At 56.4% G+C, this 19,143-nt stretch carries 21 protein-coding genes and 2 pseudogenes; 21 read left to right on the top strand and 2 right to left on the bottom strand.

Features of this window, described 5'->3' with window-relative positions:
• Positions 1-32 precede the first annotated feature (32 nt).
• Entirely contained in the window at positions 33-302 is a 270-nt protein-coding gene (locus C3451_RS24635) for a hypothetical protein (RefSeq protein ID WP_223862234.1), read from the bottom strand.
• 141 nt (positions 303-443) lie between these two features.
• On the opposite strand from C3451_RS24635, the gene C3451_RS21820 reads away from it, so the two are divergent.
• From C3451_RS21820 to C3451_RS21810, 3 genes and pseudogenes are all read left to right on the top strand, one after another.
• Positions 444-1,055, top strand: a complete 612-nt coding sequence (locus C3451_RS21820; RefSeq protein WP_063851010.1) for a PFL_4669 family integrating conjugative element protein — start codon at positions 444-446, stop codon at positions 1,053-1,055.
• A complete protein-coding gene (locus C3451_RS21815; RefSeq protein WP_063851008.1) occupies positions 1,045-1,470 on the top strand; it encodes a DUF3158 family protein in 426 nt (141 codons plus the stop codon). Before C3451_RS21820 ends, C3451_RS21815 begins: the two co-directional genes overlap by 11 nt.
• Positions 1,471-1,661: 191 nt before the next feature.
• Positions 1,662-3,488: pseudogene (locus C3451_RS21810) on the top strand (DNA topoisomerase III).
• Positions 3,489-3,535: 47 nt separating this feature from the next.
• Here the strand turns inward: C3451_RS21810 and C3451_RS21805 are convergent.
• Positions 3,536-4,006, bottom strand: a complete 471-nt coding sequence (locus tag C3451_RS21805) for an Hsp20 family protein (RefSeq protein ID WP_080470289.1) — start codon at positions 4,004-4,006, stop codon at positions 3,536-3,538.
• A 387-nt stretch (positions 4,007-4,393) separates the two neighbouring features.
• On the opposite strand from C3451_RS21805, the gene C3451_RS21795 reads away from it, so the two are divergent.
• From C3451_RS21795 to C3451_RS21705, 18 genes and pseudogenes are all read left to right on the top strand, one after another.
• Complete coding sequence (locus C3451_RS21795; RefSeq protein WP_063851004.1) at positions 4,394-4,837, top strand: STY4534 family ICE replication protein; 444 nt, start codon at positions 4,394-4,396, stop codon at positions 4,835-4,837.
• Between the two features lie 70 nt (positions 4,838-4,907).
• Complete coding sequence (locus C3451_RS21790) at positions 4,908-5,291, top strand: hypothetical protein (protein WP_063851002.1); 384 nt, start codon at positions 4,908-4,910, stop codon at positions 5,289-5,291.
• A gap of 111 nt (positions 5,292-5,402) precedes the next feature.
• Positions 5,403-6,059, top strand: coding sequence for a pilus assembly protein PilL (locus tag C3451_RS21785; protein ID WP_063851000.1), 657 nt, complete (start codon positions 5,403-5,405; stop codon positions 6,057-6,059).
• Positions 6,060-6,062: 3 nt separating this feature from the next.
• Positions 6,063-6,737 carry a TIGR03759 family integrating conjugative element protein gene (locus C3451_RS21780; protein WP_124304411.1) on the top strand — a complete coding sequence of 225 codons (675 nt, stop codon included), beginning with the start codon at positions 6,063-6,065 and terminating at the stop codon, positions 6,735-6,737.
• 426 nt (positions 6,738-7,163) lie between these two features.
• Complete coding sequence (traD, locus tag C3451_RS21770; RefSeq protein WP_063850994.1) at positions 7,164-9,182, top strand: type IV conjugative transfer system coupling protein TraD; 2,019 nt, start codon at positions 7,164-7,166, stop codon at positions 9,180-9,182.
• Positions 9,179-9,811, top strand: coding sequence for a DUF4400 domain-containing protein (locus C3451_RS21765; protein ID WP_063850992.1), 633 nt, complete (start codon positions 9,179-9,181; stop codon positions 9,809-9,811). The genes traD and C3451_RS21765 overlap by 4 nt, the downstream gene beginning before the upstream one ends.
• A gap of 630 nt (positions 9,812-10,441) precedes the next feature.
• Positions 10,442-11,014, top strand: a complete 573-nt coding sequence (locus C3451_RS21760; protein WP_063850987.1) for a hypothetical protein — start codon at positions 10,442-10,444, stop codon at positions 11,012-11,014.
• Positions 11,015-11,103: 89 nt separating this feature from the next.
• A complete protein-coding gene (locus C3451_RS21755) occupies positions 11,104-11,406 on the top strand; it encodes an RAQPRD family integrative conjugative element protein (protein ID WP_063850983.1) in 303 nt (100 codons plus the stop codon).
• The gene (locus C3451_RS21750; RefSeq protein WP_057058002.1) at positions 11,399-11,632 is read left to right on the top strand and encodes a TIGR03758 family integrating conjugative element protein; all 234 of its coding nucleotides are present in this window, start codon (positions 11,399-11,401) and stop codon (positions 11,630-11,632) included. Before C3451_RS21755 ends, C3451_RS21750 begins: the two co-directional genes overlap by 8 nt.
• Before the next feature lie 9 nt (positions 11,633-11,641).
• A complete protein-coding gene (locus tag C3451_RS21745; RefSeq protein ID WP_057058000.1) occupies positions 11,642-11,959 on the top strand; it encodes a TIGR03745 family integrating conjugative element membrane protein in 318 nt (105 codons plus the stop codon).
• A 1-nt stretch (position 11,960) separates the two neighbouring features.
• The gene (locus tag C3451_RS21740; protein ID WP_063851033.1) at positions 11,961-12,314 is read left to right on the top strand and encodes a TIGR03750 family conjugal transfer protein; all 354 of its coding nucleotides are present in this window, start codon (positions 11,961-11,963) and stop codon (positions 12,312-12,314) included.
• A pseudogene (locus tag C3451_RS21735) lies at positions 12,311-12,970 on the top strand (PFL_4703 family integrating conjugative element protein). Before C3451_RS21740 ends, C3451_RS21735 begins: the two are co-directional and overlap by 4 nt.
• Entirely contained in the window at positions 12,967-13,734 is a 768-nt protein-coding gene (locus C3451_RS21730) for a TIGR03749 family integrating conjugative element protein (protein WP_063850981.1), read from the top strand. Before C3451_RS21735 ends, C3451_RS21730 begins: the two are co-directional and overlap by 4 nt.
• A complete protein-coding gene (locus C3451_RS21725) occupies positions 13,731-15,026 on the top strand; it encodes a TIGR03752 family integrating conjugative element protein (protein WP_063850980.1) in 1,296 nt (431 codons plus the stop codon). Before C3451_RS21730 ends, C3451_RS21725 begins: the two co-directional genes overlap by 4 nt.
• Positions 15,023-15,382 carry a TIGR03751 family conjugal transfer lipoprotein gene (locus C3451_RS21720; RefSeq protein WP_063850977.1) on the top strand — a complete coding sequence of 120 codons (360 nt, stop codon included), beginning with the start codon at positions 15,023-15,025 and terminating at the stop codon, positions 15,380-15,382. The genes C3451_RS21725 and C3451_RS21720 overlap by 4 nt, the downstream gene beginning before the upstream one ends.
• Positions 15,379-18,033, top strand: a complete 2,655-nt coding sequence (locus tag C3451_RS21715) for a conjugative transfer ATPase (RefSeq protein WP_063850974.1) — start codon at positions 15,379-15,381, stop codon at positions 18,031-18,033. The genes C3451_RS21720 and C3451_RS21715 overlap by 4 nt, the downstream gene beginning before the upstream one ends.
• Positions 18,034-18,340: 307 nt before the next feature.
• Complete coding sequence (locus C3451_RS21710) at positions 18,341-18,781, top strand: hypothetical protein (RefSeq protein WP_124304410.1); 441 nt, start codon at positions 18,341-18,343, stop codon at positions 18,779-18,781.
• On the top strand, positions 18,762-19,115 hold the full coding sequence (locus C3451_RS21705; protein ID WP_124304409.1) for a hypothetical protein: 354 nt from the start codon (positions 18,762-18,764) through the stop codon (positions 19,113-19,115). Before C3451_RS21710 ends, C3451_RS21705 begins: the two co-directional genes overlap by 20 nt.
• Positions 19,116-19,143 lie beyond the last annotated feature (28 nt).

Raw genomic sequence — 19,143 nt, 5'->3', positions numbered from 1 at the left:
CTGAGCCGCATTGCGTACATACTGGTACAGATTTACACAATAAACATCAAAAGCGTACGCCAGACCTGCACTGGCCTGTGGATAATCCCTTCAGCGCCAGCGAGCGCCGCGCCGCCGAACGCGCGATGCGCAATATGGAACTCGCCCTCTGCCAGCAGGTTCTGGACGACTGCCTGTGGCGGATCGCCGCCCACGATATCCACCGCCCCCTCGCCTATCTGCTGGCAACGCTGGAGAAGGCCAGACGGGGCGAGTTCAATCAGCTTCGGCGCTGGCGCAGATAGCCCGTATTTTATGCGCACCGCATAAATCCGGCATAGCAGCTATCAATCAAGCCTCATTCATCGGTGAAATTAACTTTCTGTGGACCAGATGGGTTTCCCGTCGCCTCACTGATTGCGCGGACCGACACTGCGGGCATCTGAATCCATGGAGAATTTCCGATGCCTGGCACAACCCTGTTCAGCGATATCCGCATCACCCTGCACACCCGCGTCGCCGCCCGGCTGTGGCAGGCGCATCCCACTGGCATGCTGCTCTGTCTGGCGTTACTCAGGCGTCTGCTGCGCGCCGAAGAGGCCGACGATCCGTGGGCCGCCCACTGGCTGAAGCAACTGCGCATCCGCCTGAACCTGATCGCGCACCTGCTGAAGCAAAAAAATCGTCGGCTGGACCAAGCCTTCGCCAGCCTGCCGGGCGCTATCCACACCACGCAGGTCAGTAATCCGTCCCCGACCGAATTCATCCTGCCGCTGGCGCTGTTCTCACCGCCCGGTTCACGCCTGCTGCAGCAGTTGATTGATTACGATCTGCTGGTCCGCCGCACCCTGCTTGCCTGGCATCTCGGTCTTATAACCCAGGCGGAGAAGCGCGATTTCATTGCCACCATCCCACGCCTGATGCTCCAGGTGTTCAGCTTCGTGAACCGCTTTCGCACCACCGGCGTGAGCCGCGCCGACGTGAGGGCGAACAGTCCGCTGGCGCAGTCGATGGCGCATAAGCTCGGGAATTTGCCCAAAAAGATGCTTGCGGAGATCCTGCGTGATGAACAATGACGACGACGAAGAAAGCGCCGCCCGCAAAAGCTCGCTAAAGGGCCTTTTAAAGGCCTTTAAGGGTAAGGGAGAGCTGCGAGCGCTGGTGCGGGAATTACAGACGCTGCGCGCGCAACTGCAACAACGCCAGCCGATGCTGAAACAGGCGGTGTATGAACTGCCGGGACGCAACGTACCACTGATCCTGTGCAGCAACCCGGCGCGCTCCGGCGTCAGCTATCTGCGCTGGCGTAATCTGGACAACAACCGTTCGGGAGGCGTGGCGTTGCAGGAAGCCATTCAACAGCCGGACGCGAGCGATGAACTGCGCGATGCGCTGATGGCGCTCGAATGGCGGCGGCAGGTGCTGAATACGCAGCGTTCGGTGGTGATGTTTATGCTGCGGCGGATACAGCCCTTAACCACGCTGGTTTAAAATTTTGTGCAAAGTTAAACCCTGAGTGTCACTTTAGCGAAAATTTTAAATTCACCTCATGCACCTTAAAACAGGCACTATCCGTTTAATGCGCGTTTTAAGGTGCAATTTTTACCTTCTCCCTCCAGTTTCCCCTGTCGCCTGATCCCTCCGGCACACCATGCTGAACTCCCTTTCACCGGAGACAGCCCATGCAACTTTACCTGTGCGAAAAACCCTCTCAGGCGCGCGATATCGCCCGCGTTCTTGACGCCCGTAACTGCAGCGACGGCTACCTACATAACGCCACCGTGACCATCACCTGGTGCTTCGGCCATCTGCTGAGCATGGCCGCGCCGGAGGATTACGATCCGGCGCTGAAACACTGGCGGGCAGAGCATCTGCCGTTTATTCCCCCGGCATGGCGGCTGGTGATCCGCCCGGAGGAGCGCAAGCAGTTCCGCATCATTGAGAAGCTGCTGAAACAGGCGGATGCAGTGGTGATTGCCACCGACGCCGACCGCGAAGGCGAAACCATCGCCCGCGAAATTCTGGAACAATGCCGCTGGCGCGGTCCGGTCCAGCGGCTGTGGCTGTCGGCGCTGGATGACGCCAGTATCCACAAGGCGCTTGCTGCGATGCGACCCGGTGACAGTACGTTTCCGCTGTACCAGGCTGGACTGGCGCGCGCCCGCGCCGACTGGCTGGTCGGCATCAACATGACCCGCGCCTGCACGCTGATGAACCGGCGGCACAAAGGCGTGCTCTCCGTGGGTCGGGTGCAGACACCGACCCTGCGTCTGGTGGTGGAACGCGACCGGGAGATCACCCGTTTCACGCCCCGCCCCTGGTGGCGGGTGGGCGCCCGACTGCATGCAGAGGGGGCTTCGTTTCTGGCGCAGTGGCAGCCGGATAGTGCGTACTGCGACGACGAAGGGCGCTGTATCCGCGAGTCCGCCGCCCGCGAGGCCACCGCGCACCTGCAACAGGCCGGAACCGCGCTGGTAATGGTCGTGACAACCCGGCGGGAGAAAACGCCGCCACCGCTGGCCTTCACCCTCAGCGCCCTGCAGCAGGTCTGCTCAAAACAGTGGGGCATGGGCGCACAGGAGGTTCTGGATATCGCCCAGCGCCTGTATGAAACCCATAAGGCCACCACCTATCCGCGCACCGATTGCGGTTATCTGCCGCTTTCCATGCACGCTGAAGCACCACAGGTACTGGCCGCACTGGTCGCCAGCGACACCTCACTCCAGCCCCTCGCCACGCAACTGAATCTGCAACAACGCTCACGACTGTGGGACGACAGCAAAATCACAGCCCACCATGGCATCATCCCGACCCGTAAAACGGTAGATCTGACGCAGCTAAACGACAGCGAGCGCAAGGTCTACGGTCTGGTACGCAACCATTTTCTGGCGCAGTTTTTGCCGGACCATGAGGTGGATAAAACTGACCTGCGCCTGAACTGAGCCGGGGAAACGCTGGCTGCCCGAGGTTCTGTGGTGATTGTCAGCGGCTGGCGGCAACTGTTTTTGCGCGAGATGGCAACCCAATCGCCGGAAGAAACACAGTCCATCCCCGCCCTGCAACAGGGGCAAACCTGCGAGGTGGAACAGGTGGACGTTCGCGCCCGCCAGACCCAGCCGCCGGAGCACTACACGGAAGGGACGCTGATTGCAGCGATGAAAAATGCCGCCCGTTTTGTCAGCGATGAACGCCTGAAGCAGCGGCTGAAAGAGAACGCCGGTATTGGCACCGAAGCCACCCGCGCCGGGATTATCCAGACGCTGCTTAAGCGCGGTTATCTGATTAAGCAGCGACGCTTTCTGCTGGCAACGGATACCGCCAGCACGCTGATTGACGCCCTGCCGGAAACGCTGAAAGATCCGGGCACCACTGCGCTATGGGAGCAGATGCTGGATGACATCGCGACGGGGAAAATGGGGCTGGAGGCGTTCCTGGTGCAGCAGAAAGAGGCCGTTACAGCGCTCACGGCTCAAATAGTCAGGGGCCAGAAAATCGCCCCATCAGGTTAGCAAAACGCCCGGCGTTTGCCGGGCGTGAAAACAACGTCAGTCAATGATTACGGCTTGTGTTCAATCGCCGGGTTGTTGTTGATGGCGATGCGCTGCGGTTTCTCTTCTTCCGGGATATCCTGGTGTAATTCAATCGCCAGCAAGCCGTTTTCCAGCGAAGCGCCGGTCACTTTCACATGCTTCGGCAGACTATAGCTGGCCCGGAAGTCGCTACGGCTGATACCCCGATGGATCCATCCTTCTTCGCCGTTTTCGGTTTTCTCCTCTTCACGTTTACCGCTGATGTTCAGCTGACCGCCGACGGTTTCAATTTCCAGTTCGCTCTCTTTCCAGCCCGGCACGCTGAGCGTCAGTTCATAGCGATTATCCCCCAGCCGCCGGATATTGTAAGAAGGCGTGGAGGGCAACGGCGTACTGCCGGTTAGCTGGCTAAAAAGGCGATCGATACGGTTAAAACGGTCCGCAAACAGAGAGTCGGAGAGATCGTGTAATACAGGAAAAGTTCTGAGAGTCATCATGTACCTCCTGAACAGTAAAAAAGAATATTCAAAAAGTTCATGTCTTGTGGGCAGGTGTTCCTTACCCGCTTTCTATGTAAGGTTACTGGGCTACTTTTCAACTCACCGAAGCGCAATTTTGTGATGAGGATCACAGATTCTCCGCCCGGCCTGTCACGGAAATTATTCAGCCACCGGTAACAAATCTCGCTGTCCTCTCACCCCGAAAGCTGTTGCTGTAATGCCGTTATCAGCAAAACCCGCCATGCATTCCTGAAACGCGGAGGCGCACAGCGCGGAATGCCCGTACTGCCAGTAACTCTGAGGGCTTGCAGCCCATGAGCCAAACCCGAAGCGGGGCATCCCCGCGCATGGGACCTCCGCACCTTTCAACACGGAGATACCACCATGAACGATACCCACTACTTCAACCTGTACACCAGCGGTCTGGGCTACCTCAACCGGATCCGGGAAGTGACCCCGAAAAAAGGCGAACCGTTCCTGTGTTGCGACATTGCCGCACTACGGGGCGAAGCCAGCAACGCGGAGCACACCTGGTTCGACTGCCGCGTCAGCGGCAAGGAAGCGCAGAAACTGGTGCGCCGCTGTATCGACGCCTGTGAGCAGAAGCGCAAGGTACTGATCCAGTTCCGCCTCGGCGATCTGTATGCCGACACCTTTGTCTACAGCAAAGGCGACCGTAAAGGCGAAACCGGCGTCAGTCTGAAAGCCCATCTGCTGCACATCGGGCTCATCAAAATTGACGGTGAAGAGGTTTACCGGGCAGAACGCGAAGCAGAATCCCAGCCAGCGCTAGCCGCACCGCCAGCAGAGCCTGTACCGCAGTTCTGACGCACAGCATTCACCCTGCCGGGGAAATTCCCCGTCGGGGCGTTTCCCTGGCCTTTTACCGGAGAGACGCATGATGAATACCGTATTGAACTCACGTGAAGAAGCCCTTGACCGGGGCAAACTGTTTAACCTTGATGGCGAGGCGCTGGACGCTGGCTTGCCGCTGGATCTGGCCATTACCCTTCCGGCCCACAAGCACTGTCTTGAAGACCGGAATGACAACGCCATCAGGGACCTGCTGAAAGGTGTTGAAATGGCAGCAGTAGTGGCCTTTATCTCCCACCAACCGCCGCAGCGCATCATTCGTATCGATTACCGCTCGGTGCTAACGCAGAAAACCAACGGCAGCACGCAGCAGCAAACCGTCAGGCTGACGTTACGCGTTCATTTTTCTGAGCAAGGCATCCCCATCGCCGCCACGCTGGGGCTGATGGGGGAAAGATTCCCTTACTGATCTGATTTTGCGCCCTTAACTGGGCGCTATTTTTTGACGCCGCAAACAGTTGTCGGTAGTCCCTTCCCCTCTCATCCTGCACGCTCCTGTAAAAGCACTGTGGAGGATGTGATGAAACGACTGCTGCCAGCCCTGCTCCTGTTTATTTTCAACGGCGTGGCCGCCTCCCCTGCCATGCCAGAAGTCGTCCGCTACGACCGCTATCTGCTGGTCAGCACGTCACCGCAACAGCCGCCACTCGAACAGCTTACCGCCCTGTCCGTTCCGCCCGGTTTTCACCCGACGGTCGGAGAAGCGCTGCAGTACCTGCTACGCGACAGCGGCTGGAGCCTGTGTCTTGCCGATGCGCGCCGGGCGCAGCTTTATAGCCTCCCGTTACCGCTGAGCCAGTATCACACCGGCCCGCTGCGCCTGAAGGCCGCCCTGCAACTACTGGTGGGCCCGGCGTGGCGAATAACCACCGACGAAAACCGCCGCGAAATCTGTTTCTCCAGCGACCATTCCCTCCCCCCGACGGTGGCTTACCGTCATCCCGCGTCCCTCCGCCCTTTGGGGCCGTTAATGGCCCCGTTTTTTCTCGCCGGAACCGTACAGCGTGGCGATATCCGACTGGCCGTAATCGTGCCGCCGGAAGCCGTTTACCTCCATCAGGTGGTGTGGTTGCGCAGCGGAGAACAGTGGCATAGCTGGCGGCTGGAGCGGTTTGATGAGCGCCGGGCCGTGTTCCGTCACGGCAAACGCCAGCTAACACTGAAGATGCTGGAGTAAGCGATGAAACGCCTGATTATCCTGTTACTGTTCACCACCAGTGTGCTAGCGCAACCGCTTCAGATGCAGACCAGCAAGAATGCGGACTCAGCTCTCAGGCCGCTGACCACGCAACAGCAGGCCACCGTCTGGGGTATCACACCAGAGGAGTGGCAGCTCTATCTCACGCTGAAACAGCAGGCGCGCGGCGTCTGGTCGCCGGGACTTGATCCACTGACCACCCTGGGCGTCGAAGCCAACACTGACCACGAACGTCAGCACTTCGCCGAACTGCTGGTCAGGCAGGAATACCAGCGGCTGGAGAAAGAACTCGCCTTCCAGCGTGCCTATGATGCCGCCTGGCAGCGCCTGTATCCGGGCCTGACGCCGCTGAAAACCACCTCTGCCAGCACTTCCCGCGTTTCGCTGTTCGTTAAAGATGACTGCCCGCCCTGCGACAGCCTGCTACGTACCCTGCTGGCACAACAGCGTCCGCTGGATATCTGGCTGGTCAACAGCGAAGGCGATGATAACCGGGTCCGCCGCTGGGCGATGGCGCATGGTATTGACGCAAAACTGGTGAGTGAACACAGCATCACGCTTAACCACGACGCGGGCCGCTGGCTGCTTTTGGGGCAGAGCAAAATCCCGGTGGCGCTGGAACGTAAGGGGGAGCAATGGCGCGAGGTTCTGCCCTGATCCTGCTGCTGCCCTGTCTGGCACTGGCGCAGCCGCTGCCGGAAGCGTACCTGCGCGCCGCGGAGCATTCCCGCGTGCCGCCGGAACTGCTGTGGGCCGTCACACAGACCGAAAGCGGGGCGAACCTGAGCGGCAGGCATCTACCGTGGCCGTGGACGCTCAATATCAAAGGCACCGGCTACCGCTACGCCAACCGGGAGCAGGCCTGTCAGGCGCTGCTGGCCGCGATCCGCCATACCAGCCCGAAGCGCATTGACGTGGGGCTCGGGCAGATCAATATCGGCTGGCACCGGGCGTATTTTGACTCTCCCTGCGACGCCCTGCATCCCCTGCAAAACCTGTCGCTCACAGCGCAGTTGCTGCGTCAGCGCTACGATGAACGTCCCGGAAGCTGGTCAGTCGCCATCTGCAACGGGCCACATCACCATGAGCCGCTACGCGCTGGAAGCGCTGCTGCGCCCGCCTGTGGAGTTTTACAGCACCGTCACCGCTGGCTGTGGTGCATTAATCTGCCTGACGCAAGCCCCGCTGCTGATGCTGACGCCGTGGCAAGCCCAACTGATGGCCTGCGCCCTGATGCTGCTAGCCCTACGACGCGGCTGGCAGGGATGGCAAATCGTACGCTACCAGCGTAACCTCCTGCGCCTGCCGCGCTACGCGCTGACCAGCCGGAAAATCCCGGTCAGCCGCCAGCGGCTGTTTCTCGGTAAAGGATTTCGCTGGCAGCCCATCCACACCCAACGACTGTACGACTGCCTGCAACCGGAAGCCGCACGCTGGCTGCGCCCCGGATGGGGTTACCGTCTGGCAAGACACATCGAAAAACACAGCGAGCATACCCTGCCCGGCCTTGCCCGACTGCTCAGCGCCGATCGCTGGCCGAACCCGGTGCGCCCGCTGCCACCCGTCGGCGGCAATCCGTGGTTGCACGGTGTAGAGCTGAAAGAAATTGATGTCACCCTGCCGCTCAGCGAGCGCCCCGGCCACACGCTGGTGCTCGGCACCACCCGCGTCGGCAAAACCCGGCTGGCGGAACTGCTTACCACTCAGGACATCCGCCGTGGTGAGGTGGTGATCGTCTTTGATCCGAAAGGCGATGCGGATCTGCTCAAGCGTCTGTGGACGGAAGCGCAGCGCGCCGGACGCGGCGACCGCTTTATTCTGTTCCATCTGGCCTACCCGGAGATCTCCGCCCGCTACAACGCGATCGGGCGCTTTGGCCGCATTTCGGAAGTGGCATCGCGCCTCACAGGACAGCTTTCCGGCGAAGGTAACTCGGCGGCCTTCCGCGAGTTCGCCTGGCGCTTTGTCAATATCATCGCCCGCGCCCTGGTGGCGCTCGGACAGCGCCCCGACTACCAGCTGATTTCCCGCCACGTGGTCAATATCGATGCCCTGTTTATCGACTATGCCCGCATAGTGCTGCCGCGTCATAACGCGCGGGCATGGGAAGTTGTGGCGCAACTGGCGGAACGCATTAACGACAAAAACACGCCACGCCATATGCTCGGCCGCGATCCTTACGTGGTGGCACTGGAGCAGTACCTCAATGCGGAAAAATTATACGATCCGATCCTCGACGGCCTGCTCTCGGCGGTGCGCTATGACAAAACCTACTTCGACAAGATTGTCGCCTCGCTGCTGCCGCTGCTGGAAAAGCTGACCACTGGCACGCTCGCCGCTCTGCTCGCTCCGGACTATCACGATCTGGATGATGCGCGCCCGATCCTCGACTGGCAGCAGGCGATCCGCCAGAAGGCGGTGGTGTATGTCGGGCTGGACGCACTCTCCGATGCGGTGGCCGCTGCCGCCGTCGGCAACTCGATGTTTGCCGACCTGGTGAGCGTCGCCGGGTACCTTTATAAGTTTGGTCTCAACGAAGGACTGCCCGGCAACAGTGAAAAGCCGCCGCCTATCAATCTGCACTGCGATGAGTTTAATGAACTGATGGGCGACGAGTTTATTCCTCTGGTCAACAAGGGCGGCGGCGCGGGTATTCAAGTCACTGCTTATACCCAGACACTGAGCGACATTCAGGCCCGCATCGGCAGCGCGCCCAAGGCAGGCCAAGTAGTGGGCAACTTTAATAACCTGATTATGCTGCGGGTGCGCGAAACCGCCACCGCCGAGCTGCTGACCAAACAGTTGCCACAAGTTGAAGTCCGTAGCCGCCAGGTCAGTTCCGGCGTCACCGATACGCCGGGCGGCATCAACAGCTTTACCAGCAACACCCACGAGCAGGTGATCAGCCGCAATGTACCGCTGCTGGATACCGCCGCGCTGATCCAGCTTCCCAAAGGCCAGGCCTTTGCCCTGCTTGAAGGCGGGCAGCTATGGAAAATTCGTCTGCCGCTGCCAGTTGAGGATAAGCACTGCCCGCTGCCGGAGTCCGTCGCGCAACTGGCGGCATGGATGCAGGTGCGCCAGCAGGGGCTAACGGAATGAGTGAGCAACGATCTCCGCCTTCACGTCCGCCACAAGGACCGGTTGGTTGGCTGCTGTCACTGGCTGGACGGATTATTGGGCTGGTTATCGGCGCGCTGGTGCTTCGGGTGGTAATGGAATTGGTAGGGCTCTATTTCTGGTGGCCTCAGGAGGAGAGCTGGCATGTTTTTCAGGTGATGATGCAGGAGCAGGCGGAACTGGTTATTGCGTTACAGCCGCATCCGCAGGGGGATAAAATTGTGATGCTGCTGGAGAACAGAGCATCTCACGTGCTTATAACCAACAAACTAATTCAAAAAACACTCACAATTCTGGCTTATACACTGGTGAGTTTTATGCTGCGTCTGACATGGATCGTCGCCATACTTCCCCTGCTCTGCCTGTATGTTTTAATCGGGCTAACAGAAGGTCTGGTACAACGGGATTTGAGGCGGTTTGGCTCCGGGCTGGAATCCGTTTTTCTCCACCGTTATATCATCAGGTATGGCAGTTCTGTTGCTACAACGCTTTGGGTGGTTTATCTGGCGCAGCCTCTGTTTCTGCCTGCGAGGTTAGTTTTATTACCAGCCACCATATGGTTTGGGATAACAGTATGGATGGTGGCAGGTAGCTTTAAGCGTTATATATAAAACTACTTAACTGGCCAGAGTATTGTAATCAGCATAATTGATACACTCACATATTGTGATATTTTAAACATTCCTTTATCTATTCTCTCTGTAAGACTATTTCCCTTATATGTCTGGATCGCCCATCCACCACGACCAAGAGTAACAGTTAAAGCAATAAATGCAGATATAATCTTAATTAAATCTATATAGAGTAACATATGTTTTTCATAGTATCGAACTAACAAACTGTCCCCAAACATAAAATAAATCGTTGCAATTATAACCACGAACAATAAAACATTAAATTTCAATGCATATAGGAATGAATCTCGAAATAGATTACTACTCTTTATAACATTCTCAACGGAATGCTCAATTTCAAAATCCTGAGGAAACAAACACTGCCCACATTTAATGAATAGTTTCGGACTGCAAAAAAGCAGTACTCCAAGAAAAAATAATTTCGCATTAGATATCAAAACACATACCTCAACATACTCGAATAGATATAATCAGTGTACATAAAAAATAACGATTAGTTATTATTAATTGTATCTATACATTTATACACTTCATTATATTGCAATTTAATCATTGGAAACTTATATTACTATGCAATTAAGGCTTTACAAAACATTAAGGAATCAAATGTTACATTTTGGTAAAATCCTAGATTACAACGATAAGGGGTACGGTTTTATTGAAGGCTCGTGCTTATCCTTAACCAACGTACTAAGTAAGAAACACTTTTTTCACATTTCATCATTGAAAGCACTTGGCATTACAGAGTCTCTTATTAAAGATCCAAATATAACTATTTGGTTATGGTATAACATCGAAAATAATAAAAAAGGTCAAGCGTTAAGCCAAGCTTGGTTAAATTACAATGAAATTAACGAAGGTGAGGTGATAAAAAACTTACCTTTCTTACATTACCGTTCTTCAAATCATGACATAAGAGTAGGGATAGAAGATTGCTATGAAATAATGCATTACGTCCAAATATACAAAGAAAATTCATGCACCGTTCAAGCCGAAGCCAATAACCTTATATCTCAGAAAGGAATTTGGAATGAGTTCCCGCACATCCGTAGTTTAAATGACCATACGATACATCTGAACGTCCCTGGTATATTACCTGTATACTATGCAATAATATGTAAACTTCTTAATATAAAAGGAGGAAAAGGCCTCCCGCTTACTAACTTCAGGCAATACTAACTTTTATTGGCAAGATATAATTGTTTCTCGAATATATGCATATTGCTCTCGTATTGTATGTCTAATTCAGATGACAAGAGAGCATATTCATGAATAAATTACTATTATTAGTGATATTTAGTGCATCTTTCTGGGCCTCCGCCTCCCCGGAATCCACCCAACTCGCTCTCGCGCTGAAGCAACTCGACGGCGTGAAAACCTCACTGGAGCGCGCCCGGAGCAGCGCCAGCACCGATCCACAGTCACGCTACTTCTTCGACTACTTACAGGCGCAGCAGGACATATCTGCCGTTGAACAAGGCATCCACCGCTACCTTAGCCCGTCAAGAGCACAGCCGCGCGCTGTCCAGCCCCTGAGCGCCAGCTACCAGCGGGAGCATCCCGATGACTGACTCCCAACTCGCCGCTTTCCAGGCCGCCAGCCTGAGCAAACCGGAGACCGTCAGCCTGCTGGTGCTCGGCCTGTTTACCAGCGTGCTGCTGCTGTGGTGCGCCTGGACGCTAATGGTCGCCTGGCAGGGTGTCTGCCGTCAGCGCCTGAGCTGGCAGAGTTTTGGCGCGGTGGCGGCCCGTTCGCTGTTACTGGTGCTGGTCAGTTTCTGGCTGGTACTGAGCTGAGGAGGAATCATGCGCTGGCTGTTGTTACTGTTATTCCCTGCATTCAACACCTTCGCCGATCTGCCGACGATGGAAGATCCGTCGCGTGGCCAGGGCAAAGGCATTATGGAGACACTGCAAAACTACGGTTTTGATATCGTGGTGCTGCTGGCGCTGGCCATCTGCGCCGTCGGTTTTCTGGTGGTGGCGAACAACTGCATTGCCACATACTCAGAGATCCAGAGCGGGCGCAAACAGTGGAAAGATCTGGGCTCGATGGCGGGCGTCGGCAGCATTCTTCTGGTGGTCATCATCTGGCTGCTCAACCAGGCTTCGGATGTCCTGTAATATGGCAACCATCCCTTTTCTCCCCGACCGCCTCAACCGCGAGCCCGTGGTCTGGCGCGGCCTGACCACCAGCGAGTTGTTTCTGGCGCTGGCTCTCGGTCTTGGCGTCGGCTGCGCGTTCGGCATTCTGCTGACCCTGATAACCCACTACTGGCCGTTAATCCCCGGTTCGGCGCTGGCAGGTGCGGCATTACTGATTCAGGGCGGCGGACGCATCCTGACGCGCGCCAAACGCGGTAAGCCCGACAGTTGGCTGCCGCAGGCGATCCTCGCCTGGCTGGAGCGCCATCATCTCCGAGGTACACAACTGATCCAGCACAGCGCTGTCTGGGTGGTACGCAGGAGTCCGCGATGAGCCGCTTTCGCCATGCGCTGGCCGAGCGCGATAACCATATTCTGACGCTGCGGGCGGTGATTATTCTGCTATGTCTGTGTCTGGCGGGCGTCGGCTACGGTTGGTACAGCGCCCCGTAAAAGCTCACCCTCTGGTTCCCGCCGGACCTGCGCTCCGGCAGCACCCGCCCGTGGTGGGAAGTGCCACCCTCCAGCGTTTACGCCTTCACCTTTTATATCTTCCAGCAGCTTAACCGCTGGCCGGATAACGGAGAGGAGGACTATTCCCGTAACCTGCGCTCGTTACGCGCCTACCTGACGCCCGCCTGTTACACCCGGCTGGAGCACGATTTTCAGGTACGGCGCAACGGTGGTGAACTGCGTGAGCGCACGCGCGGCGTGTATGAGCTTCCCGGCCACGGCTACAGCAGCCTGGTGCATGACGGTGATAAACACCCGCTTCCTCGAGTCGAGACATTAAGCCGGGACGCCTGGCGGGTAACGCTGGACGTGGCGGTTGAGGAGTACTTTCAGAACGAGCCGGTAAAAAAGGCGCTGGTGCGCTACCCGTTACAGGTCGTACGCTATGCCATTGATACGGAGAAAAACCCGTGGGAGCTGGCGATCGACTGTACCGATGCCGCACCGCAGCGTCTGGTGGCGGAGGAGAAAGAATGAGGTACGTCTTCTTTGCTTTGTTATTCAGCCTCCCGGCCTTCGCCACCGAAGTGGTGCAGTGGGAAAACATCCCGCTGCCCGTCACGTTGCATGTCGGGCAGGAGCGGATTGTCGACGTGGGGAAAACGGTGCGCATCGGCTATCCCGCCACGCTTGAAGGCAAAGTGCGTCTGCAAAGCGCTGGCGGTAAGGTCTTCCTGCTGGCGAATACGGCGTTCCCAGCCACCCGAATCCAGTTACGTGATACTGGCAGCGGTGAGCTAATCCTGCTGGATATTCAGGCAACCCAAAGCAATTCGCCACTTGAACCTGTGCAAATTAGCTATGCGCCGCAGACGCCTGCCACAGCAAAAACGCCCGTCCCGGTAACAGCATCAACGGAGCCCCTGCCCGTCCTGCTGGTGCGCTATGCCGCGCAGAATCTGTATGCGCCGCTGCGCACCGTCGAAGCGCTGCCCGGCGTCACGCCAGCCCCCGTCCGGCTGGCGAAACGCATCACCACCTTACTGCCGCAGCAGCCTGTTACCGCCACCCCGCTGGCGTCATGGCAGGTCAACACCACCATCGTCACCGCCATCCGCCTGCAAAACCAGAGCGGGCAGCACATCACGCTCGATCCGCGTGAACTTCAGGGGCATTTCACCGCCGCCGCGTTCCAGCATGACTGGCTCGGCCCGCGTGGTCTGGAAGAAGACACCACCGTGGTGTTCCTGGTGACAGAAGGCCCGGTTTCCCGCGCCCTGCTGCCGGAGCCGAAACCATGATGCCGCGCCAGAGTCTCCTGCTGAAAATCCTGCTGCCGGTGATTGTCTTTCTCACTGTCTGGCTGCTGCTGCGCCCGGCAGGCAAAAGCACGCCGGAGAAATCTCCATCCCGCACCGTGGCTGCCTTAACGCCGCAGGAACTGCGCGAACTGGGTATTGACGGCGACACGCCCGCCGATACCGTCGCCACGCTGGTCGGCCAGATGAAGCAGTATCGTCGGGAGCTTCAGTCAATCCAGAGCGATAACGAAAGCCAGCAGGCCCGCGAAAAGCGGCTGAAAGCGCAACAAACCACGCTGGTATCGGAGTTGCGCGGCGATATGCGCAGGCAGCAGGATCAGATGCGCGATGAACTACTGAAAAGCCAGCGGGGGCTGCTGGATAAGCTCGATCACCTGATGGCGAAACGTCCGGACGATATCCCGCCCGGTCTGGGACTGACGCCCGGCGAACTACCTGCCGACGTACAGCCGGATATGCGCTGGCTGGAGCCACTCGATGCGCCTCCGCCCGTGGACGAAAAGCTGCTACGCGTCCCCCTGAAAGCAGCCGACAAACCGCCGCCAAAACCTGACGTGAAGATCTACACCCTGCCGCAGAACGCCACGCTGACCGGTTCGGTGGCAATGACGGCGCTGATTGGCCGCGTCCCGCTTAACGGCACCGTCAACGATCCCTATCCGTTCAAATTGCTGATTGGCGAGGACAACCTCACCGCCAACGGCATCGAACTGCCGGACGTGGCGGGCGCGGTGGTCTCCGGCATCGCTTCCGGCGACTGGACGCTCTCCTGCGTGCGCGGGCAAATCACCTCCATGACCTTTGTGTTCCACGACGGCACCATCCGCACCGTCCCGCAGGGCGGCAAATCCGGCAACAAGCAGCAGGAGATCGGCTGGCTCTCGGATAACCAGGGGCTACCGTGTATTCCCGGCGAGCGCAAAAGCAACGCCAAAGAGTACCTGACCTCGCAGTTCCTGCTGGCGGGATCCGGCGCGGCGGCACAGGCCTTCGCCAATGGTGAAAGCACCACCGTGGTGGAGGACGGCAGCATCACCAGTGCGGTGACGGGCAACAACGGCCAGTACGTCCTCGGCCAGGCTATTGGCGGCGGATTAAAAGAGACCGCCGACTGGATGAAACAGCACTACGGCCAGATGTTCGACGCCGTGTATGTGCCGCCAGGCCACAAAGTGGCGGTGCATCTCACCGAACCGCTGGCTATCGACTACGAGCCGGAAGGCCGCAAAGTGAAATACCAGCAGGCCAGCACACCGGGAGGGCTGGAATGAAATTTACCATCCTTATACTTCTGTTGTTACTGGCCGGGTGTAGCACCTCGCAGGAGGAACTGATGCCGGTCGATCCCGACGCCAGTATGCTTACCCTGTGGCAGCAGCAAAGCGGCGGCAGCGCGGCTCTACTGGATGCGCGCGCCCAGTTGCGCCGCCCGCCGGATGGTCCGGTGGCTCAACCTGAGGCGAACACCATCCGCAGCCAGTTTCCGCGCCTGCCCAACCCGGATATGGTGCTGTACGTCTTCCCGCACCTCAACAGCAACACGCCGGTACCCGGCTACAGCACCGTCTTCCCCTTCTATACCCGTCCGCAGTATGCGCTGCCGGGCGAACGCCTGACGCCGCCATGAATGAACGGCGCGTCCTGACTGAACAGACGCTGAATACCAGCTACCGCAAAGGCCCTTCGTTTGTCGACTGGCTGCCGTGGGTGGAATTTTTGCCGGAGTCGCAGATGCTGCTGCTGGAAGATGGCCGCTCGGTAGGTGCCGTATTTGAGCTAAATCCCGTGGGCACCGAAGGCCGCTCGACGGCGTTTCTCGAACAGGTCCGCGATACCGTCACCGACGCATTGCAGGATGCCTTTGATGAGCACGAGCGCGCCCCGTGGGTGGTGCAGTTTTTCTGTCAGGATGAGGACGACAGCGAGGCGTGGCTGGTATCACTTGCCGCTTACGCCGCGCCGGAGATCCGCGACTCCGCCTTTACCCGAGAATGGCTTGCGCAGATGGCAAACCATATGACCGCCCTCACCCGCGATGAAGGGCTGTTTCTCGATAACACCGTCACCCGTACCCGCTGGCGGGCGACGTGGCGGCGCACGCGGATGGTGGTGTACCGCTGGCTTCCTGGTTTCTCGCCGGACGAACCGTCGCCGGAAGAGACGCTGAATAATATCTGCGAGCGTCTCACCGCCGGGCTGAAAGCGGCGGGTATCAGCGCGGTCCGCCAGAACGAGCAGGCGATTCACCGCTGGCTGGTGCGCTGGTTTAACCCCGCGCCACCCGTTGAAGATAAAAAAGCCTTCTGGCGACAACTGGATTTACCTGAAGCAGAATCCCTGCCCGTCATCACCGATTTCTCCGAACGTCTACTGGCAAGCGAACCGCGCTCGGATGCGGAAAATGGCGTCTGGTGGCTGGATAACCGTCCGCATAAAGTGGTGGTGGTCGATCGACTGCGCAAAGCACCGCTGCCCGGTCTGCTGACCGGAGAAACCACGCGCGGCGACGGCATCAACGCCCTGTTCGATCTGTTACCTGCGGGAACCATCATGAACCTGACGGTGGTGGTATATCCGCAGGATAAGCTGGAGCAGCACATCAGCCATCTTTCCGAGCGGGCGATTGGCGACAATACAGATTCGGAATACACCCGCCGCGACTGCCACGAGGTGCGCAGCTACCTGAAGGACGGCCATAAGCTCTACCGAAGTGTGCTGGCGTTTTACCTGCATGCGCCCGACACCGATACCCTGTTTCGCCAGCAGCGCCAGCTACACAGCCTGTTGCTTAACGCCGGGCTGGTTCCGGTGCAGGAGCAACACGAAGTCGCCCCACTCAGCCACTGGCTGCGCTGGCTGCCGATGTGTTTCGATCCCCTGCGCGACACGCGTGGGCTGTATACCCGGCTCAACTTCGTCCAGCATACCGCCGGGCTGCTGCCGGTCTACGGGCGGGAAACCGGCACCGGACATCCGGGGATTTGCTACTTCAATCGTGGTGGCGCGCCGCTGTGCTTCGATCCGCTGAATAAGCTGGACCGCGCGCAGAACGGCCACCTTCTACTTCTTGGGCCAACCGGAGCAGGAAAATCCGCCACCCTCAACGCCAAAATCGCGCAACTGATGGCGCTGCATCGTCCGCGCCTGTTTATCATTGAGGCCGGAAACTCGTTTGGCCTGATGGCGGACTATGTCGCCAACCACGGCCTGACGGTGAACAAAATCAGCCTGCGCCCCGGATCCGGCGTCACTCTGCCCCTGTTCGCCGATGCGTGGCGACTAGTGGAACAGGCAGTTACCGACGCCGAACCACCGGAGGACGAAGAGAACGACGGCGATGACCAGCGCGACGTGCTGGGCGAAATGGAGATCACCGCCCGACTGATGATCACCGGCGGCGAGGCGAAAGAAGATGCGCGTCTCACCCGGCCAGACCGGGCGATGATCCGCCAGGCGATTATCGCCGCCGCGCACACCTGTTATGAGGAAAAACGTCAGGCGCTGACGCAGGATATCCGAGATGCGTTATTCGCTCTTTCGCGCGATGCCAGCCTGCCAGAAGCTCGCCGCCAGCGAGCCTACGAGATGGCGGAATCCATCAATCTGTTCTGCGCCGGGTTTGAAGGCGAGTTGTTTAACCGTGAAGGCCAGATGTGGCCGGAGGCTGATATCACTCTGGTAGACCTCGCCACCTTCGCTCGCGAAGGTTATGAAGCGCAGCTTGCCATCAGCTATATCTCGCTGATTAATCATATTAATAACCTCGGCGAGCGCGACCAGCATCTGGCGCGGCCCATCGTTAACATCACCGATGAAGCGCATATCATTACCGTTAACCCACTACTGGCGCGGTTTCTGACTAAGGGCTCGAAGATGTGGCGCAAACTCGGCATCTGGCTGTGGCTCGCCACCCAGAACCTGGCAGATTTTCCTGACGAAGCGAAGAAACTGCTCAATATGATCGAATGGTGGGAACTGCTGGTGATGCCGCCTGAAGAGATCGATCAGGTATGTCGGTTTAAGGCGTTGACCGAGGAACAGCGGCAACTCTTGCGCTCGACGGTTAAATCACCGGGGCAGTATACTGAGGGTGTGGTGCTGTCACCCCGCGTAGAGGCGCTGTTTCGGGTGGTGCCGCCCGCACTGTATCTGGCGCTGGCGATGACCGAGAAGCATGAAAAGGCGGAAAGGATGCGGATTATACGGGAGATGGGGTGTAGTGAAATAGAAGCGGCAGAAATCCTAGCTGAAATGTTTGCTTCTAATGAACGGGGGTGATTCTGCCAAATCAAGGCTCATAATAATTCAATGATTGAACAAAAGAGCTGATTCACATATATTCACCTTTCGGCCTACTGATACGTTTCAGAGCTAAATGCATCCATATTTTGCGTATAAATAAAAAATCTAACGTAATTTAAAACCATGGTTAACCTATAAAATAGCTAATTGTGCTTACCCTTATTTTTATATCTATTTCTGCATTGTCAAATCTTACAAAACAAAATAAGAATTGTTAGTTATTGCATACACCAACCGGTTAGTGTAAAATATATACAGTTTATTTTATATTACTGAGACATCTATGACTCAAGGTATTAATAAAAACTCTGCAGTTATAATTGCAGGCAAGAAATACAAAGTTAATCAAAAACATAGGACAAACAAACCTAAAGTGGATTGTACGCAGTGGATTGTTAGTGAAACTGATGAAAGGTCTTTTTTTGGCAACGCAATCAAATCACAGTACATATGTTCCAAAAACTGTTATTGGTGGGTAGAAGCAACAGCAGTTACTATAAAACCAATTGAGATCGGAAAAACAGATTTAAATTATGCATTCATCGCAAAATTTAGATCTGATAATAACGATGAATGGCATGGTTACCCTGTTACAGGCGAAAGAGCCCCCCATGACATTCCTCCTACATCTGTATTAGCTAAATGGCGTGAACTGAAAATCTTCTCAAAAAAAGAAATTAACGACATCGAAAGAGGAAGAGGTTATGTCAAAAATTGCGCTTAACCTAAGAATAAAAGGTGATTTTATAGATTCCTTTATTTATTCTGGGGTTTTATATCTCCTTGATACTAACTTCCACTTTACCTCATATTCTTGGAATGATATTTGCAATTTCATTTTAAAAAGAAATGGATTTAAAAAAATTGATGCCAATGCAGTATTGAATTATGCCAAAGATAATAGAAAATTTAATAATAGCATTGATAATATAGACACTGATATAAATGAAATTGAATTATCAACATTAAAAAAAGATTCAATTAATATTGAATACTGGCCTTCAGATATAAATTTATTCTCCAATAAATTATATTATTCAAGTTATTATGGAATTTAATCTGTCTCTTAATCACATTTTACCATGC

This window comes from Enterobacter sp. 301B (assembly GCF_003850715.1).
Taxonomy (GTDB): Bacteria; Pseudomonadota; Gammaproteobacteria; order Enterobacterales; family Enterobacteriaceae; genus Enterobacter; species Enterobacter intestinihominis.
This window is presented reverse-complemented; position numbering and strand designations above follow the sequence as displayed.

What these genes read in the sequence shown, in the direction of transcription:
- C3451_RS21820 (WP_063851010.1), top strand. Translation starts at nt 444, where the DNA reads ATGCCTGGCACAACCCTGTTCAGCGATATCCGCATCACCCTGCACACC.
- C3451_RS21815 (WP_063851008.1), top strand. Translation starts at nt 1,045, where the DNA reads ATGAACAATGACGACGACGAAGAAAGCGCCGCCCGCAAAAGCTCGCTA.
- C3451_RS21805 (WP_080470289.1), bottom strand. Translation starts at nt 4,006, where the DNA reads ATGATGACTCTCAGAACTTTTCCTGTATTACACGATCTCTCCGACTCT.
- C3451_RS21795 (WP_063851004.1), top strand. Translation starts at nt 4,394, where the DNA reads ATGAACGATACCCACTACTTCAACCTGTACACCAGCGGTCTGGGCTAC.
- C3451_RS21790 (WP_063851002.1), top strand. Translation starts at nt 4,908, where the DNA reads ATGATGAATACCGTATTGAACTCACGTGAAGAAGCCCTTGACCGGGGC.
- C3451_RS21785 (WP_063851000.1), top strand. Translation starts at nt 5,403, where the DNA reads ATGAAACGACTGCTGCCAGCCCTGCTCCTGTTTATTTTCAACGGCGTG.
- C3451_RS21780 (WP_124304411.1), top strand. Translation starts at nt 6,063, where the DNA reads ATGAAACGCCTGATTATCCTGTTACTGTTCACCACCAGTGTGCTAGCG.
- traD (WP_063850994.1), top strand. Translation starts at nt 7,164, where the DNA reads ATGAGCCGCTACGCGCTGGAAGCGCTGCTGCGCCCGCCTGTGGAGTTT.
- C3451_RS21765 (WP_063850992.1), top strand. Translation starts at nt 9,179, where the DNA reads ATGAGTGAGCAACGATCTCCGCCTTCACGTCCGCCACAAGGACCGGTT.
- C3451_RS21760 (WP_063850987.1), top strand. Translation starts at nt 10,442, where the DNA reads ATGTTACATTTTGGTAAAATCCTAGATTACAACGATAAGGGGTACGGT.
- C3451_RS21755 (WP_063850983.1), top strand. Translation starts at nt 11,104, where the DNA reads ATGAATAAATTACTATTATTAGTGATATTTAGTGCATCTTTCTGGGCC.
- C3451_RS21750 (WP_057058002.1), top strand. Translation starts at nt 11,399, where the DNA reads ATGACTGACTCCCAACTCGCCGCTTTCCAGGCCGCCAGCCTGAGCAAA.
- C3451_RS21745 (WP_057058000.1), top strand. Translation starts at nt 11,642, where the DNA reads ATGCGCTGGCTGTTGTTACTGTTATTCCCTGCATTCAACACCTTCGCC.
- C3451_RS21740 (WP_063851033.1), top strand. Translation starts at nt 11,961, where the DNA reads ATGGCAACCATCCCTTTTCTCCCCGACCGCCTCAACCGCGAGCCCGTG.
- C3451_RS21730 (WP_063850981.1), top strand. Translation starts at nt 12,967, where the DNA reads ATGAGGTACGTCTTCTTTGCTTTGTTATTCAGCCTCCCGGCCTTCGCC.
- C3451_RS21725 (WP_063850980.1), top strand. Translation starts at nt 13,731, where the DNA reads ATGATGCCGCGCCAGAGTCTCCTGCTGAAAATCCTGCTGCCGGTGATT.
- C3451_RS21720 (WP_063850977.1), top strand. Translation starts at nt 15,023, where the DNA reads ATGAAATTTACCATCCTTATACTTCTGTTGTTACTGGCCGGGTGTAGC.
- C3451_RS21715 (WP_063850974.1), top strand. Translation starts at nt 15,379, where the DNA reads ATGAATGAACGGCGCGTCCTGACTGAACAGACGCTGAATACCAGCTAC.
- C3451_RS21710 (WP_124304410.1), top strand. Translation starts at nt 18,341, where the DNA reads ATGACTCAAGGTATTAATAAAAACTCTGCAGTTATAATTGCAGGCAAG.
- C3451_RS21705 (WP_124304409.1), top strand. Translation starts at nt 18,762, where the DNA reads ATGTCAAAAATTGCGCTTAACCTAAGAATAAAAGGTGATTTTATAGAT.